Annotated in this window: 14 protein-coding genes and 1 riboswitch; of the genes, 7 read left to right on the top strand and 7 right to left on the bottom strand. The window is 73.4% G+C overall.

The window, feature by feature from the left end; genetic code table 11:
* Nucleotides 1–35: 35 nt before the first annotated feature.
* Genes qcrB through ctaE form a run of 4 tightly spaced genes read right to left on the bottom strand, consistent with a single transcriptional unit; the run spans nucleotide 36 to nucleotide 4,279 of the window.
* Nucleotides 36–1,697 carry a cytochrome bc1 complex cytochrome b subunit gene (gene qcrB / locus BN344_RS01580; protein ID WP_040336755.1) on the bottom strand — a complete coding sequence of 554 codons (1,662 nt, stop codon included), beginning with the start codon at nucleotides 1,695–1,697 and terminating at the stop codon, nucleotides 36–38.
* The gene (qcrA, locus tag BN344_RS01575; RefSeq protein ID WP_051515410.1) at nucleotides 1,697–2,812 is read right to left on the bottom strand and encodes a cytochrome bc1 complex Rieske iron-sulfur subunit; all 1,116 of its coding nucleotides are present in this window, start codon (nucleotides 2,810–2,812) and stop codon (nucleotides 1,697–1,699) included. Before qcrA ends, qcrB begins: the two co-directional genes overlap by 1 nt.
* The gene (gene qcrC / locus BN344_RS20945) at nucleotides 2,809–3,660 is read right to left on the bottom strand and encodes a cytochrome bc1 complex diheme cytochrome c subunit (protein WP_040336754.1); all 852 of its coding nucleotides are present in this window, start codon (nucleotides 3,658–3,660) and stop codon (nucleotides 2,809–2,811) included. Before qcrC ends, qcrA begins: the two co-directional genes overlap by 4 nt.
* A 7-nt stretch (nucleotides 3,661–3,667) precedes the next feature.
* Nucleotides 3,668–4,279, bottom strand: a complete 612-nt coding sequence (ctaE, locus tag BN344_RS01565) for an aa3-type cytochrome oxidase subunit III (RefSeq protein ID WP_231486418.1) — start codon at nucleotides 4,277–4,279, stop codon at nucleotides 3,668–3,670.
* A gap of 134 nt (nucleotides 4,280–4,413) precedes the next feature.
* On the opposite strand from ctaE, the gene BN344_RS01560 reads away from it, so the two are divergent.
* Nucleotides 4,414–4,839 (top strand): response regulator, encoded by a 426-nt coding sequence (locus tag BN344_RS01560; RefSeq protein WP_081788301.1) that lies wholly within the window; start codon nucleotides 4,414–4,416, stop codon nucleotides 4,837–4,839.
* Between the two features lie 7 nt (nucleotides 4,840–4,846).
* The gene (gene trpD, locus BN344_RS01555; RefSeq protein ID WP_040337765.1) at nucleotides 4,847–5,917 is read left to right on the top strand and encodes an anthranilate phosphoribosyltransferase; all 1,071 of its coding nucleotides are present in this window, start codon (nucleotides 4,847–4,849) and stop codon (nucleotides 5,915–5,917) included.
* Here trpD and BN344_RS01550 read toward each other — a convergent pair.
* Nucleotides 5,914–6,201, bottom strand: a complete 288-nt coding sequence (locus BN344_RS01550) for an Lrp/AsnC family transcriptional regulator (protein WP_040336751.1) — start codon at nucleotides 6,199–6,201, stop codon at nucleotides 5,914–5,916. The two genes, trpD and BN344_RS01550, sit on opposite strands and share 4 nt — an antisense overlap.
* On the bottom strand, nucleotides 6,198–8,018 hold the full coding sequence (locus BN344_RS01545) for a DEDD exonuclease domain-containing protein (protein ID WP_231486417.1): 1,821 nt from the start codon (nucleotides 8,016–8,018) through the stop codon (nucleotides 6,198–6,200). The genes BN344_RS01550 and BN344_RS01545 overlap by 4 nt, the downstream gene beginning before the upstream one ends.
* Before the next feature lie 1,123 nt (nucleotides 8,019–9,141).
* Between BN344_RS01545 and BN344_RS18755 the strand changes: the two genes are divergently transcribed.
* The 5 genes from BN344_RS18755 (at nucleotide 9,142) to BN344_RS01520 (ending at nucleotide 14,431) form a co-directional block, all read left to right on the top strand.
* Entirely contained in the window at nucleotides 9,142–9,972 is an 831-nt protein-coding gene (locus BN344_RS18755; RefSeq protein ID WP_331279634.1) for a D-alanyl-D-alanine carboxypeptidase family protein, read from the top strand.
* A gap of 62 nt (nucleotides 9,973–10,034) precedes the next feature.
* On the top strand, nucleotides 10,035–10,364 hold the full coding sequence (locus BN344_RS01535) for a hypothetical protein (protein WP_040336750.1): 330 nt from the start codon (nucleotides 10,035–10,037) through the stop codon (nucleotides 10,362–10,364).
* Nucleotides 10,365–10,554: 190 nt separating this feature from the next.
* A riboswitch (cyclic di-AMP (ydaO/yuaA leader) is annotated at nucleotides 10,555–10,733 on the top strand.
* A 134-nt stretch (nucleotides 10,734–10,867) separates the two neighbouring features.
* Nucleotides 10,868–11,863, top strand: coding sequence for a C40 family peptidase (locus BN344_RS01530; RefSeq protein ID WP_081788457.1), 996 nt, complete (start codon nucleotides 10,868–10,870; stop codon nucleotides 11,861–11,863).
* A 187-nt stretch (nucleotides 11,864–12,050) separates the two neighbouring features.
* Nucleotides 12,051–13,313 (top strand): M48 family metalloprotease, encoded by a 1,263-nt coding sequence (locus BN344_RS01525; protein ID WP_040336748.1) that lies wholly within the window; start codon nucleotides 12,051–12,053, stop codon nucleotides 13,311–13,313.
* Nucleotides 13,310–14,431: a glycosyltransferase family 4 protein gene (locus tag BN344_RS01520; RefSeq protein ID WP_040336747.1), complete on the top strand. Its 1,122-nt coding sequence runs from the start codon at nucleotides 13,310–13,312 to the stop codon at nucleotides 14,429–14,431. Before BN344_RS01525 ends, BN344_RS01520 begins: the two co-directional genes overlap by 4 nt.
* 52 nt (nucleotides 14,432–14,483) lie before the next feature.
* On the opposite strand, the gene BN344_RS01515 is transcribed toward BN344_RS01520, so the two are convergent.
* Nucleotides 14,484–16,277, bottom strand: a complete 1,794-nt coding sequence (locus tag BN344_RS01515; protein ID WP_040336746.1) for an AMP-dependent synthetase/ligase — start codon at nucleotides 16,275–16,277, stop codon at nucleotides 14,484–14,486.
* Nucleotides 16,278–16,392 lie beyond the last annotated feature (115 nt).

Raw genomic sequence — 16,392 nt, 5'->3', positions numbered from 1 at the left:
TCCACCGGGGCCCAGCTTCGAACGGGGTCCTGCTGTCAGTCGCGCGGCTCCTGCGGCCGGCCGCCCTCGATCGGCCGGCCCGACGAGGTGAGCTCGCGGTCGTCGGAGGCGGCCAGCCCTCGGCCCTCCGCGCGCTGCTCGAGCTCGACCTGCGACGGCTCCTCGATGGGGGAGAAGAAGCCCCGGATCGCGCGGCGGGCGCCGCCGATCTGGTTCATCTTCTTCGGCACCGGAGCGCCGCCGTAGGCCAGCTGGCCGTGGCCGTGCTCGTCGACCGGGCCCAGCGGCTGGTGGACCTCGATGAACTCGCCGTGCGGCAGACGCCGGATGACGCCCGTCTCGATGCCGTGCTCGAGCACCTCGCGGTCGTGCATCTGCAGGCCCAGGCAGATCCGGTACGTGATCACGTAGGCCAGCGGCGGGAGCACGATCACGCCGATGCGTCCGAACCAGATCATCGCGTTGAGGCTGACGTTGAACTTGTCCGCGAAGACGTCGTTGCCGCCCGAGAGCATCAGGATGCCGTAGAAGACCAGACCCATGACGCCGAGCGAGGTCCGGACAGGGACGTCGCGGGGACGCTGCAGCAGGTGGTGCGAGGCGGTGTCGCCGGTCAGCTTGCGTTCGATCGACGGGTAGAGCGCCAGCACGGTGAACATGGCGCCGGCGATCACGACCGTCGGCCAGAACAGCGCCGGGATGTTGTAGTCGCCGGGCAGGTTGATGTCCCACGCCGGGAAGAGTCGCGTCGACCCGTCCAGGAAGAGGATGTACCAGTCCGGCTGCGACCCGGCCGACACCTGGGCCGGGTTGTACGGACCCCACAGCCAGAACGGGTTGATCTGCACCAGGCCCCCGAGTCCGGCGATCACACCGAACACGATGAACAGCAGGCCGGTGGCCTTCGCGGCGAAGGTCGGGAAGAGCCGGTTGCCGACGACGTTGTGCTCGGTGCGGCCCGGACCGGGGAACTGGGTGTGCTTCTGCTTGACCAGGATCAGCAGGTGCACGGCGATCAGGGCCAGCAGGATGGCCGGGATGATCAGCACGTGGGCGATGTAGAAGCGCCCGATGATGAGCTCGCCGACGTAGTCCCCGCCGAATACCGCCCAGTGCGCCCACGTCCCGATCACCGGGATCGACAGGAGGATCGCGCTGATGATGCGGAGGCCGGTGCCCGAGAGCAGGTCGTCGGGGAGGGTGTAGCCGGTCACGCCCATCAGCAGGGCGAGGACCAGCATGACCACGCCGATCAGCCAGTTCGTCTCCCGCGGCCGGCGGAAGGCGCCGGTGAAGAAGACGCGCAGCAGGTGCACCACGATCGAGGCGACGAACAGCAGCGCCGACCAGTGGTGGACCTGTCGCATGAACAGGCCGCCGCGGACGTCGAAGGAGAGGTTCAGCGCCGAGTCGTAGGCCGCCGACATCTCCACGCCGCGCAGCGGGGCGTAGGACCCGTCGTAGACCACCTCACGCAGGGAGGGGTCGAAGAAGAACGTCAGGTACGTGCCCGACAGCAGCGCGATGAGGAACGAGTAGAGCGCGATCTCGCCCAGCAGGAACGACCAGTGGTCGGGGAAGACCTTGTTGAGCGTCCGGCGGACCGGACCGGCGACGATCAGCCGGTCGTCGATCTCCGTGGCGGCCTTGCCGAGCTTCGTGGTGGGGGCTCCCGGCGCCGTGGCAGTAGCAGCCATCAGATGCGCTCCCGGTTCCAGTAGGTCGGCCCGACGGCCTCGATGTAGTCGCTGCGAGCGACGAAGAATCCTTCGTCGTCGACGGTGATGGGCAGCTGCGGCAGCGAACGGGTGGCCGGGCCGAAGACCGGCTTGGCACCCTGCGTGACGTCGAACTGCGACTGGTGGCACGGGCAGAGGATGCGGCTGGTCTCCTGCTCGTACAGCGAGACCGGGCAGCCGGCGTGGGTGCAGATCTTCGAGTAGGCGACGTAGTCGCCGTAGCCGAAGTCCTCCTGGCCCTGCCGAGGGTTGTCGTTCGCGAGCTGCTGCGGCCGGAGCCGGATGAGCATCGTCGCCGCGTCGGCCTGGCGGTTGCCGCCCGGGACGGCAGGGAAGACCGTCTCCAGGGAGCCCGGCTCCTGGTCGCCGGGGCGGACCGGGCTGCCGTCGTCGCGCAGCAGGCGGACGCCCTCGGCCCAGGCGGTGGTGCCGAGCGGGTTGCCCTTGTTCGGGTTCTTGATCATGCCGCCGAGCGGGGCGATCAGCATGAGACCCACGCCGCCGCCCATGAAGGCCAGCGAGCGGGTGAGCAGCTTGCGCCGGGCCAGGCCGCTGTTCTTGTAGCCGCTGGTGAGCGACGCGCCGGTGGTGACCCGGTCGAAGTGCGAGCCGTCGTGCTTGTCCTGGACCGCGGTCTCGTGCGGCAGCAGCTTCTTGGTGAACAGCACCAGGCCGACACCGATGAGCGTCAGGGACAGGCCCATGGTCAGACCCAGGAACGGGGTGAACAGGCTGCTCCAGGTGTCGCCGTTGTTCTCGGCCCAGTTCCAGTCGGGCAGGAACCAGCCCGAGCCGGCGTAGACGACCAGGAACGCGAAGGCGGACAGACCGGCCAGTGTCCAGACCAGGCCGACCTGGCGGATGGCCCGCTTCTCCTCGCGCGAGTCGGGCTCGGGGCCCGGGTCGACATGCAGGATCTCCACGCCGTCGTACCGGGCGCCGAGGCGGTCGAGGTCCTCGCGCGACATCGCCGCGAGCTGCTCGGGGGTGTAGTCGTCGTCCGGACCGCCGTGCAGCGGTCCCGGGGTGTCCGACCCACCCGTGCTACCGGGGCGGGTGTCCTGCGTGCTCACGCCTTGCTCCCCATCCAGAAGATGCCGAACATCAGGGCGCCGATGCCCACGATCCAGATGACCAGGCCCTCGGCGACGGGACCGACGCGGCCGATGCCGGCGCCGCCCGGATCGGTCTGCTCGGAGATCGTCTGCACGTAGGCGATGATCGAGCGCTTCTCCTCGGGGGTCAGCTGGTTGTCGCCGAAGACGGGCATGTTCTCCGGCCCGGTCAGCATCGCGGTGTAGATCTCCAGGTCGTTGGAGTCCTCGAGGCTGGGCGCCCACTTGCCCGCCGAGAGCGCGCCGCCCTCGCCGACGAAGTTGTGGCACGAGGCGCAGTTGAGCCGGAACAGCTCGCCACCCTCGGCGACGTCGCCGTCCCGCAGGTCACCGCTCGGGAGCGTGGGGCCGCCACCGTTGGCCTGCACGTAGGCCATGAGCTGGTCGATCTCCTCGTCCGAGAAGACCGCCGGCTTGTCGGGGGCCTGAGCCTCCTGGCGGACCAGCGGCATGCGACCGGTGTGCACCTGGAAGTAGACCGAGGCTGCGCCGACGCCGATCAGCGAGGGCCCGCGGTCGGCGACGCCCTCGAGGTTCTCGCCGTGGCAGGTGATGCAGCTGCGCTCGTAGAGCTCGCGGCCGGCTTCGATCGCGGCGCTCTCGGTGTTCTCCGCCGGGGCGGCCTGCGCCGGGCTGAGGACCGAGTAGAGCGCGCCGGTGAGCACCAGGCTCGCCATGAGCGCGGCCACGTTGGCCACCCGTCGGCGGTGCTTGCTGCGCCTGCGGCTCCGCGCGCGGGCCGCCGGCGTGGCGGCGGTGGACTCGACGTCGGGACGACCGTCGGACTGCGGGTTCGTGGTGGACACCGTTCCCCTAGCGGATCAGGTAGATCGTGGCGAAGAGCCCGATCCACACGACGTCGACGAAGTGCCAGTAGTAGGAGACCACGATCGCCGCGGTCGCCTGTGCCGGCGTGAAGCGGCCCATGGTGGACCGGATGAGGATGTAGACGAAGGCGACCAGGCCACCGATGACGTGGAGGCCGTGGAACCCGGTCGTGAGGTAGAAGACCGAGCCGTAGGTCGACGAGGAGATCGTCGTGCCGTGGTGCACCAGTTCGTAGAACTCGTAGCTCTGACCCGCGACGAAGATCGCGCCCAGGAGGAACGAGATGGCGAACCAGCGCCGGAGGCCGTAGACGTTGCCGCTTTCCGCCGCGAACACGCCGAACTGGGCGGTGAACGAGGACGCCACCAGGATCACCGTGAAGAGAGTGGCGTACGGGAGGTTCAGCTCCGTGGGCTCCGGCGGCCAGGCGCCCTCCGCCCGGGCTCGCGCGGTGAAGTACATGGCGAACAGGCCGGCGAAGAACATCAGCTCGCTCGAGAGCCAGATGATCGTGCCGACGCTGACCATGTTCGGTCGAGTCAGGGAGTGCACCCGGGACGGATCGAAGGTGCTGCTCGCGACGGGGGCCGTTGTCACGCCGCCATCATGGCATCGGCTCCGTCCAGTGACGACCGCGGGGCCGCCTGGCGTGGCGGGCGATGTGATCATCCCGATACCCGGGGCCGCGACCTCCCCGGGCGGGCGGCCGTCCTACCACTAGGCTCGCCAGCGTGAGCCCTGCCGGAACCCCCGACGCCCCGGCCACCGTGCTGGTCTACAGCTCCCGCGCCGAGACCCGTGATGCCGTGCGTACGGCGGTCGGCCGGCGTCCCGCGCCCGACGTCGGCCCGCTCAGCTGGATCGAGTGCGCCACCGGCGACGAGGTCGTCGCGGCCGTCGACGCGGGCGGGGTGGACCTCTGCATCCTGGACGGCGAGGCGCAGCCGACCGGCGGGCTCGCGCTGGCCCGCCAGCTCGACCAGGAGGTGCCCGACCGGCCGACGGTCTGCGTCCTCATCGCCCGGCAGCCCGATCGCTGGCTGGCGCACTGGTCGCGGGCCGAGGGCACGCTGCCCCTCCCGGTCGACCCGCTGACGGCGCCGGCGGTCGTGGCGGAGCTGCTGCGTGCCTCCGCGCGGCGGCCCGCCGTCCGGTGACCGCGCGGTGAGTTCGGCTCCTCCGCCGCGGACCACCTGGTCGGGGCTGCTCAACCGCCTGCTGTCCGGTCAGGATCTCCCGGCCGCCGACGCCGCCTGGGCGATGCGCGAGGTGATGACCGGGGAGGCCACGCCGGCCCAGGTGGCCGGCTTCGCCGTCGCCCTGCGGGCGAAGGGCGCCTCTGCGCAGGAGGTGGCCGGGCTGGCCGCCGAGATGCTGGCGCAGGCGACGCCGGTGACGCTCCCGCTGGCCTGCGTCGACATCGTGGGCACGGGTGGCGACGGCGCGCACACCGTCAACATCTCGTCCATGGCCTCGGTCGTCACCGCCGCGGCCGGGGTGCCGGTCGCCAAGCACGGCGGCCGCGCGGCGTCGTCGTCCTCCGGTGCCGCGGACGTGCTCGAGGCCCTCGGCGTCGTCATCGACCTGCCGGCCGCCGGCGTGGCCCGCTGCGTCCAGGAGGCGGGCATCGGCTTCTTCTTCGCGCCGGTGTTCCACCCGGGGATGCGGCACGCCGCCACGCCGCGCCGCGAGCTCGGCATCGCCACCGTCTTCAACTTCCTGGGCCCGCTGACCAACCCGGCCCGGCCGGTGGCCGCCGCCATCGGCTGCGCGGACGCCGGCATGGCCCCGGTGCTGGCCGAGGTGCTGGCCTCCCGCGGCGGTCGAGCGGTCGTGTTCCGCGGGGACGACGGGCTCGACGAGCTGACCACCGCGACGACGTCCTCGGCGTGGGTGGTCCGCGACGGCGAGGTGGTCCCCGACCGGGTGGACCCCGCGGCGCTGGGCATCCCGGCCTCCGGCGTCGACGCGCTCCGGGGCGGATCGCCGGCCTACAACGCCGACGTCTTCCGCCGGGTGGTGGACGGCGAGCCCGGGCCGGTCCGCGATGCGGTGGTGCTCAACGCGGCCGCCGCGCTGGCGGCGTTCGACGAGGGCGCCGGCCGGCTGCAGGACGCGCTCGCGGTCGGCCTGGAGCGGGCCGCGGCCGCCATCGACGACGGGCAGGCGGCCGCCCAGCTCGACCGCTGGGTGACGGTGAGCCGCGCCGTGGGGGACGAGGCGGCGCGCCGCTAGTCCGCGGAGTCGAAGCCGATCGCGAAGGCGGCCTCGAGGTCGTGCTTGGAATAGGCGCGGAACGCGATGTGCGTCTCGGTCTCGAGCACACCCGGCACCTTGTTGATGCGGCCGGCGATCACCTCGGCGACCTGCTCGAACTCCCGCACCCGGACGACGGCGATCAGGTCGACCTCGCCGGCGGTGGAGTAGACCTCGCTGACCCCGTCGAGGTCGGCGATCGCGCCGGCCACCTCGGGGATCGAGTCCGTCGCGGCATCGATCATCACGATGGCGGTGATCACGCCGGCGATGCTATCGGTGCGCGGGCCGCGGCGCGCACGCCCGCCGTGAGGCGCTCCGGGCGGGCGCGGGTGCCCAGGGAGCGCCCGTCGGCGAAGGGGTCGCGGCCGGCCGCGCTGTCGACGGCCCTGGCCAGGAACTCGCTGAAGGCGCCGGTGCCCGGCGCGGGGCAGGCCAGGGTGCCGTCGAGCTCGACGAGCCGGGTGCCCGGCTTCTCCATCCAGCGCAGGACGAGCTCGGTCTCGTCCACCGACGCGGCCGACTCCCCGTCGGGTGCGACCGGGGTCTCGGCGGTGCTCAGCAGCCCGGCCAGGGTGCCGCGGACCGAGGTCCCCCGGGGCGCGACCCCCGCGGCGACGAGCCGGCCGCGCCGGACCACGGAGAGCTCCCAGCCTCCCTCTCCGTCGGGGCGGGCCAGGACCAGCTCGGGGACGGCGGCGAGCGACTCCAGCCGCTGCCGCCGCCGCACCGCACGCAGCAGCACGGCGATGCGGTCGCGGAGGACCGCGGCGTCCTCGTAGCGCTCCTCGGCGGCCAGGCGTTCGACGCGACGCAGGAGCGGGGCGACCAGGTCGGCCGGATCGCGGGCGACCGCGGCGCGGAGGACGGCCGCGACGTCGTCGTAGTCGGCGACGGACTGCGCGCCCGTGCAGGGAGCGCCGCACCTGCCCATGTCGAACAGCGCGCACGCCGAGCCGGCCGGGCTACGGGCGGGGATCCGCGCCGTGCACTGGCGCAGCGGGAGCGACTCGTGCACGGCCGCGACGGCGGCGTCGGCGGCCCGCCGGTCGGGGAAGGGCCCGAGGAAGACGCCGGCGCCGGGGCGCACCCGGCGCACGACGGAGAGGCGGGGGAACGGCTCCTCGGTGAGCCGCACCCACAGCGCCCGCTCCGGGAAGCGGGACCGCCGGTTGTACCGCGGCTTGTGCTCGGCGATCAGCCGCAGCTCGCGCACCGCAGCCTCGAGCGCGTGGGCGCACGGGATCGCGTCGATCCGCTGGGCCAGCGCGACCATCTCGGTGATCCGGCTGCGCTGCTCGCCCGAGGTGAAGTAGCTGCGCACCCGCGTGCGCAGATCGGTGGACGTGCCGACGTAGAGCGGCTCGTCGCGGGGACCGCGGAAGAGGTAGACGCCGGGACCGTGCGGGACGGCGTCGGCGAGGTGGCGCTTGCGCCGGCGCTCGGGGTCGATCTGGCGGGTGAGCCCGGTGAGCTCCTCGAGCGAGGAGATGCCCAGCGGGCCCAGCCGCTCGAAGAGGCCGTGCAGGACGTCGACGGTGGCGCGGGCGTCGTCCAGCGCCCGGTGGGTCGGCGAGGTGGTGGCGGAGAAGAAGGGCGCGAGCGTGGCCAACTTGCAGTTGGGCACCTCGTCGCGGGTGAGCAGCCGGCGGGCCAGCACCGCGGTGTCGACCGAGGCCGCCGCCGGCCACAGGATGCCGTTCTCCGCGCACGCCGCCTTGAGGAAGCCGAGGTCGAAGGGGGCGTTGTGCGCGACGAGGACCGCGCCGCGGGCGAACTCCAGGAACGCGGGCAGCACCGTCCCGATCCGCGGCGCGGCGGCGACCATCGCGGTGGTGATGCCGGTGAGCACGCTGATGTAGGGCGGGATCTCCTGGCCCGGGTCGACCAGCGTCTGGAACTCGCCGAGCACCACCCCGCCGCGGACCTTCACCGCGCCGATCTCGGTGATCGCGCTGTCCTTGGGCGAGCCGCCGGTCGTCTCGAGGTCGACCACGACGAAGGTGACCTCCGCGAGCGGGGTGCCCAGTTCCTCGATCGTTCCCTGCACGTAGCGCGGAACAGCGGGGGAGGAGGTCACGGGGCGGACGGTAGGTCGGGGTTCTGACAGTCCCGGGGTGCCGCGCCGGTGGACGGGGGGCCGCGGTGGCGGCCGGATCGCCCGCCCGGGGGGAACCGGCCCGCTCACCTGGCGCTTCTCGCGTGACCGGGACAACATTCCCCCCGGTGGGCCACGCAGCCCCGATCCGCAGAGGTGGTCCGATGTTCCCGCGCTCCCCGTGGCGCACCCCCCGGACGGGGGCGGCGCGCACGACGCACGCCCGGCCGTCCCGCGCCGCGCGGCTGCTCGTGCCGCTCGCCGTCCTCGCGCTGGCAGGTACGGCCACGCCCGCCTCCGCCGCCCCGAGCGACCAGCCCGGTGGTACCTCCGGCGTCCTGGACAGCCGAGCCCTGGACGACCTCCAGCAACGCGCCTCCGAGGTGCAGCGCGGCCTGCAGGAGCAGCAGGGCGAGGTGGTCGCCGCGCGCGAGGCGCTCGCCGAGGCGGAGCAGGCCGTGGCCGACGCCGAGGCCGTGCTCGGCGACGCCGAGGGCGAGCTGGCCGGCCACCAGAAGGTGGTCGCCGCGTACGCGTCGGCCGTCTACCGGGACGGCGGCGCGCTGACCCCGCTGACCCTGCTGCTCACCGGAGGGGATCCCGGTGACGTGCTCGCCGCTCTGGGGTTCCTCGAGGTCGTCGACCGCCACGCGGCCGAGGTGATCGGTGCGGCCGAGAAGCACCGGCAGGCCGCCCTGGAGCAGCAGCGGCAGGCCGGGGCAGCGCTGGAGCAGGCCAGGGCCCGCGCCGCCGAGGTCGGCTCCCGGGTGGCGGAGCTGGAGGCGGCGGCGTCCGCCGTGACCGACGAGCTCGACAAGGCGCTCGGCGCCGTCGACCGCCAGCTGGCCGCGCTCCAGAAGGAGCAGGTCGAGGTCAACGACCGGACCGCGGCGAGCTGGCGCTCCTACCTCGACCAGCTGACCGCGGCCGGCCTCGCCGCCGTCCCGGCCGCCGCGCTCCGGGACCCGCCCGCCGGGCTGCCGCCGGGTCTGGTCCCCGTGGGCGCGGCGGGGGTGGCGCCCAGCGCGGCGCCGCGCAGCTGCCCGGGCAACCCGCCTCGCTGCTGGTGCTGCCCGCCGAGACGCTGGGCGCGGTCACGGCGGCGATGGAGGCCCTCGGACTGCCGTACGCGCCGGGCACGGCCGGTCCGGAGTCGTGGGACTGCGGCTCGCTGGTGCAGTCGGTCTACGGGCGGGCGGGGGTGGCGCTCCCGGGGGACCAGGCGGGGCTGTTCGCCGTCACCACCCCTGTCGCGCCCGCCGACGTGCTCCCCGGCGACCTGGTGTTCCTGGGGACGCCGGAGGCGGGCCTGGGACACGTGGGCATCGCGCTCGACCCGCGCACCATGCTCGCGGCCGACGCCCGGGCCGGCGCGGTCGTGGTGCGCACGCTGCCTTCCGACCAGGTGATCGGCGTGGGCCGGCCGAGCCTGGACGGGCGCGCGCCGGTCGACGTGCCCGGCCCGGGTGAGGGCGTGCTCCGCATGGAGTGCGGCAACACCGTCTACCCGCCCAGCTACGACGGGGCGCGGCAGTGGGGCGGCTACCCCAACGGGCTCATCCCGCCCAGCGCCATGTGCCCCCTCGGCGTGGGCGGCCACTCGCTGCGGTGCGACGCCGCCGCGGCCTACCGGGCGATGTCGGCGGCGTACGCCGCGGCGTTCGGCGGCCCGATCTGCATCACCGACTCCTACCGGACCTACGCCGCCCAGGTGAAGCTGTACGGCGAGAAGCCGGCCCTGGCCGCAGTCCCGGGGACCAGCAACCACGGCTGGGGGCTGGCCGTGGACCTGTGCGGCGGCATCCAGAACTTCGGGACGCCGCAGTACGCCTGGATGGTCGCCAACGCCGGCCGCTTCGGCTTCCTGCACCCGACGTGGGCCGACCCCGGCAACGGGCGCGAGGAGCCCTGGCACTGGGAGTACGCCGGGAGCTGATCTCCCCGGACGGAATTGTCGGTGGCCGCTCCTACCGTGCGGATGACTCACGGAGGAGAGACATGCTCATCGACTGCGACACCTGCACCGTCCGGGGAACCGGCTGCACCGACTGCGTCGTCACCGTGCTGCTGGGCGCCCCGCCCGGATGGCAGTCCGTCGACCCGGTGGTCGTCCAGCTGCCCGGTCGTCCGCGCACGCCCGCACCGCAGCCGGTGACGGCCGAGGACGTCGTCGTGCCACCGCCCGGCGTGGTCGTCGAGTTCGACGACGTCGAGCGCCGCGCGGTGCGCGCCCTGGCCGAGGGTGGCCTCGTCCCACCCCTGCGGCACCGCGGCGCTCCAGCCCCGGACGACGATGCGGGGAGCTCGTCGGGCCGTCGGACCGGGTGAGACGTATCTGACGTTCCGGCTGCGGAGGGTGCTTATATCCCTACACAGCGCCGATGTTCGGCAGGCGCGCGGGTCGGATAGCGATCCTCGTCACAGTGTGACCATCTGTTTGCGTTTGTCACGCCAACATCACGAACGTAGGGTCGTCGCCGTCCGACCGGGTGGTCGTCATCCGCAGAGGGGTGGCCTCGGCCGGGCACCGCCGAATCGCCGTACGACGTCCACCGGGCGTCCGAGGTGAACCGGGGACCCACCGCAGTTCTGGGGTGAGTTCCCCTGCAGGGCCGGCTCGCCGGTGTGCAGGGGATAGGGCCAAGTCTTCCCAGCCCGAACCCGTCAGCTAACTCGGTAGGCGGTGACAGAGGAAGAAACGGAGAGCCGCCCACGTGGCGACCCCTCACGCCCTACCCACGCCTGCCCTCGATCCGTTCCGCCCCGCTCCCGGCCCTGTGCGCCGGGTGGGCCGACTGCGCTCCGGTCTCCTCATCGGAGCCGCGACCGCGATGACCTTCACGGTCCTGCCGGGCACCGCGACCGCCGAGCCCGGCAACGCGACCACCGCCGCCGAGGCGGCCCAGCAGGTCGCCCGGGCCAGTCACGAGCTCGAGGTCGTCAGCGAGCAGCTCAACGAGGCGAAGGTCGAGCTCGAGCGCCAGCGCGCCGCGGTCGACCTGGCCGAGCTGGCCGCCCTCGACGCACAGCAGCAGCGCGCCGCTCTCGACGGCCGCATCCGCCAGCTGGCCCGTACCGCCTACACCAGCGGTGGCAACCAGCTGACCCAGCTCGACGTGCTGCTCACCAGCGACTCCGCCGACCAGCTCGTCTCCCAGCTGGGGACGCTCGACGCGATCGCGGGGCGGACCAACGCCGCCGTCAGCGAGGTCGCCGACGCGACCGAGCGGGCGGAGGAGACCCGCACCGAGGCGCGGGAGGCCCGCGAGCAGGCCGAGCGCAGCGTCCGCGACATCGAGGACCAGCAGAAGAACCTCGAAGCCCGGATCGCCGACTACCAGCGGCAGTTCGAGGCCCTGGACGCCGCACAGCGGGCCGTCGTCGAGCGGGCGCACGGCGACTCCCAGCCGGTCCGCGCCTCGCGCAGCGCCGAGCGGACCGCGCCGGCGCCCAGCGGTGTGGCCGCGACCAGCGGTGCCGCCCAGGTCGCGGTCGACACCGCGCTGGCCCAGGTGGGCGACCGCTACGTCTGGGGCGCCAGCGGGCCGGACGCCTTCGACTGCTCGGGGCTGACCTCGTTCGCCTACCGCGCCGCCGGCGTCTCGCTGCCGCACTCCAGCCGCAGCCAGTCGCAGATGGGCCGCCCGGTCTCCCGCGGCGAGCTCCAGCCCGGGGACCTGGTGTTCTTCTACAGCCCGGTCAGCCACGTCGGCATGTACATCGGCAACGGCCAGATGGTGCACGCCTCGACCTCCAGCCAGCCGGTCAAGGTGGCCAGCGTCGACTCGATGGGCAGCTACAACAGCGCCCGCCGCATCGTCGGCTGACACGGGTCCCTCGCAGGACTCCGCAGAGCACGTCGCGGGCCGGTGACCTCCTCCGGGAGGCGCCGGCCCGCGTCGTTCCCGCGGAGCGGGCGCCCGCCCTCGGCCTAGGATCGCCGGAGTGGGTCGTGCTCGCGGCCCACGGCCAGCGCGGCACGATCCGGCCGTCCGCCGTTACCGAGGAGGTCGGATGACCGGCCGTCGCGCGGCGCTGGTGAGCGCGGTCGTCCTCCTCGCCGGCTTCGCCGTGGTCGTCGCCGTCGGCACTCCGTGGCAGGTGCTGCCCGACCCGGGTGGGGCCGCGGTGGATCCGACGGCCGGGCTCACCGCGCGGCAGGTCGACCGCGCGGAGGCGTTCGCCGCCGCGATCCGGCCCGCGTCCCTGGCCTCCCTGCTGCTGGGTCTGGCCGTCTCGGCGCTGCTCGGCCTGACCCGTCTCGGCGCCCGTCTCGTGCAGGCCCTCCCCACGCCGGGGACGGGGCGCTGGGCCTGGCAGGTGCTGCTCGGTGTCTTCGCTCTCGCGGTCGTCGGGCGACTGGTGACCCTGCCCCTGTCGGCCTACGGCGAGGTCGTGCGGCACCGCTACGGCCTGTCCACCCGCGGCTGGGGCCTGTGGCTGCGCGACGTGGTGGTGTCGACGGCGATCGACGCCGCCCTCACCGCGCTCACCCTGCTGCTGCTGGTCTGGCTGGCCCGCCGCGCCTCGCGCGTCTGGTGGGCCCTCGCGGCGGCGGGCGCCGCGGTCCTCGTCGTCGTGGGCTCGTTCCTGTGGCCGGTCCTGATGGAGCCGGCGTTCAACCGCTTCGAGTCGATGCCCGCGAGCTCGCTGCGCAGCGACCTGCTGGCGCTGGCCGAGGAGAACGGCACCCCGGTCCAGGACGTGCTGGTCTCCGACGCCTCCCGCCGGACCACCGCGCTCAACGCGTACGTGTCGGGCTTCGGCTCCACCCGTCGGATCGTCGTCTACGACACCGTGCTGGAGCGGCTGCCCGACGACCAGATCGCGTCGATCGTCGCGCACGAGCTCGGCCACGTCGCCACCGACGACGTCCTCACCGGCACGCTCCTCGGGGCCCTGGGCGGAGCGGGGGGAGTCGCCCTGCTCGGCTGGGTGCTCGGCTCGCCGCGGCTGCTGCGCCGCGCCGGGGCCGACGGGCCGGCCGACGCCCGCGTGGTGCCCCTGGTGCTGTTCCTCGTCGCGGTCGGCACGCTGGTGGCCACTCCCGTCCAGAACCTGGTGTCGCGCCAGGTCGAGACGCGGGCCGACGTCCACGCGCTCGACCTGACCGGCGACCCGGACGCGTTCATCGCCATGCAGCGGAGCCTGGCGGGCAGCAACCTGTCCGACCCCGATCCGCCGGCGGCCTGGCACTGGCTCTTCGGCTCGCACCCGACCACGGCCGAGCGGGTCGCGCTGGCGCAGAGCTGGTCACGGGGGGAGCGTCAGCCGTGAGCCGCACCCTCGTCGTCACCAACGACTTCCCGCCACGCCAGGGCGGCATCCAGACCTTCGTCGCCGCCCTCCTCGACCGACGTCCACCCGGCTCGCTGGTGGTGCTCGCCTCCGACCACCCCGGCTCCGCCGAGCACGACGCCGCTCTGCCCTATCCGGTGGTCCGCCGGCCCACGGGGATGCTGCTCCCCACCCGGGCCACCGCGCGCGCGGCGGTGGAGCTCGCACGCCGGTACGGCTGTGACACCGCGGTCTTCGGCGCCGCGGCGCCGTTGGGACTGCTCGCCCCGGCTCTGAGAGAGGCGGGCGTGGGACACCAGATCGGGATCACCCACGGCCACGAGACCGGTTGGGTGGCGCTGCCGGGCAGCCGGCAGGTGATGCAGCGCATCGCGAGCGGCCTGGACGTGCTCACCTACATCACCGAGTACACCCGGAACCGGCTCGCGCCGGCGCTGGCCGGACGCACCCGGCTCGCCCAGCTCTCGCCGGGGGTCGACGTCGACCGGTTCACGCCGGACGCCGACGGCGCCGCGATCCGCCGGCGACACGGCCTGGGGGAGGCGCCGCTGGTCGTCTGCGTCTCGCGGCTGGTGGCCCGGAAGGGTCAGGACGTGCTCGTCGCGGCGTGGCCGCAGGTGCTGGCCCGGCATCCCTCGGCCCGGCTGCTGCTGGTGGGCGGCGGTCCCGACGAGGCGGCGCTGCGGCGGGCGGTCGCCCGCCGGGGTCTGGAGCGTTCGGTCGTGCTCACCGGCGCCGTGGACGCCGCCGAGCTCCCGGCGCACTACGCGGCGGGTGACGTCTTCGCGATGCCGTGCCGCACCCGGCGCGCCGGCCTGGACGTCGAAGGCCTCGGCATGGTCTTCCTCGAGGCCGCCGCCTCCGGACGGCCGGTCGTGGCCGGCACGTCGGGCGGGGCGCCCGAGGCGGTGCAGGAGGGCGTCACCGGACACGTCGTCGACCCGCGGTCGCCGGCCGCCGTGGCGACGACGCTCGCGGGCCTGCTGGACGACCCGGCGCGGGCACGGGCGATGGGCGCGGCCGGACGGCGCTGGGTCGAGCAGCGCTGGTCGTGGGACACGATCGCCGGAACGTTCGCGCAGCTGCTCGAGCCGTAGACGGACCGAGGCCCGCCCCGCGGGTGCGGGACGGGCCTCGGGACAGCGGGGGTCAGCGCGCGTAGAGCGCCTCGACCTCGTCGCCGAACTCCTTCATGACCACGTTGCGCTTGAGCTTGAGGCTCGGCGTCAGCATCCCGTTGTCCTCGGTGAAGTCGGTGCCGAGGATCTGGAACTTCTTGATCGCCTCGGCCTGCGACACGGCCTTGTTGGCGTCCTTCACCGCGGCGTCGATCTCGGCCTTCAGGTCGGCGTCCTCGCGCACCTGCTCGATCGTCTGATCGGCGGGCTTGCCCTTGGACTCCAGCCACTGCGGCAGCGCCTCCTCGTCGAGGGTGATCAACGCGGCGATGAAGGGGCGCTGGTCGCCGACGACGATGCACTGGCTGACCAGCCGGTGCGCGCGGAGCCGGTCCTCGAGGACGGCGGGAGCGACGTTCTTGCCGCCCGCCGTCACCAGGATCTCCTTCTTGCGGCCGGTGATCTTGAGGAAGCCGTCGCTGTCGAGCTCGCCGAGGTCGCCGGTGTGGAAGAAGCCCTCGGAGTCGATGGCCTCCTTCGTCGCGTCCTCGTTGTTCCAGTAGCCGCGCATGACGATGCCGCCCTTGATGAGCACCTCGCCGTCGTCGGCGATCCGGAACGTCACGCCGGGCAGCGGCTGACCGACAGTGCCGATGCGGAGCGCCTCGTCGTGGTTGACCGACGCGGCGGCGGTGGTCTCGGTCAGGCCGTAGCCCTCGAAGACGGTGACGCCGATGCCGCGGAAGAAGTGTCCGAGCCGCTCGCCCAGCGGGGCGCCACCGGAGATCGCACCGAGGCAGCGACCACCGAGGGCGGCGCGGAGCTTGCCGTAGACCAGCTTGTCGAACAGGGCCCGCTGGGCGCGCAGTCCCATACCGGGGCCGCCGGTGTCCTGGGCGCGCGACCAGTCGATGGCCACCTGGGCGGCCTTGTCGAAGATCTTGGCCTTGCCGTCGGCCTCCGCCTTGCCCCGGGCGGAGTTGTAGACCTTCTCGAACACGCGGGGTACGGCGAGCACGAACGTCGGCTTGAACTCGCCGAGGTCGTCGAGCAGGTTCGAGACGTCGGGGGTGTGGCCGATGACCGTGCGGTTGTAGACCGCGCCGACCTGCAGGACGCGCGCCAGGACGTGCGCCAGCGGGATGAACAGCAGCAGCGAACCCTGCACGCTCATGAAGCGGTCGAGCAGCGTGATGCCGTTCTCGATCTCGAACAGGAAGTTGCCGTGGGTGAGCTCGCAGCCCTTCGGCCGGCCCGTGGTGCCGCTGGTGTAGATCAGCGTGGCCAGGCTGTCGGCGTCGAGCGTGGCCCGGCGCGCCTCCAACTCGGAGTCCGGGACGTCCTTGCCGGCCTGCGTCAGCGTGCCGACGGCGTCGTCGTCGATGACGTGGACGGACGTCAGGTCGGGCGCCTGGCCGCGGACGGACTCGACGGCCGTCGCGTGCTCCGGGCTCTCGACGACGATCGCGGTGGCCCCGGAGTCCGACAGGATCCACGCGACCTGGTCGGCGCTGGAGGTCTCGTAGATCGGGACGACGACGGCGCCGGCGGTCCAGATCGCGAAGTCGAAGACCGTCCACTCGTAACGGGTCTTCGCCTGGAGGGCGACGCGGTCACCGGCGGCGACACCGGAGGCGATGAGCCCCTTGGCGACCCCGCGGACCTCCTCGCCGAACTGCTTCCAGGTGACGTCACGCCACTGGCCGTTCACCCGCCGCCGCAGGCCCGTCTCGTCGCCGTGTTCGGCGACGTTCAGGGCGAGCATGTCGGTGAGAGCCGCATCGGGCCGCACCTCGGTGGTCACAGGAACGCTGAACTCGCGCACGCCTGGTCCTCTCCTCCTCGTACCGCCGGCCGGCTCCGTCGCCTGCCGCTCCCGGTCGGGGACGTCCTGGTCAACCTACCGGTCCACACGTACCGGTGAGTAACGGAACGGGTGA

Source organism: Candidatus Blastococcus massiliensis AP3 (assembly GCF_000582785.1).
GTDB lineage: Bacteria > Actinomycetota > Actinomycetes > Mycobacteriales > Geodermatophilaceae > Blastococcus > Blastococcus massiliensis.
The sequence above is the reverse complement of the archived record's forward strand: the minus strand, read 5'-3'. Positions and strand labels throughout refer to the sequence as shown.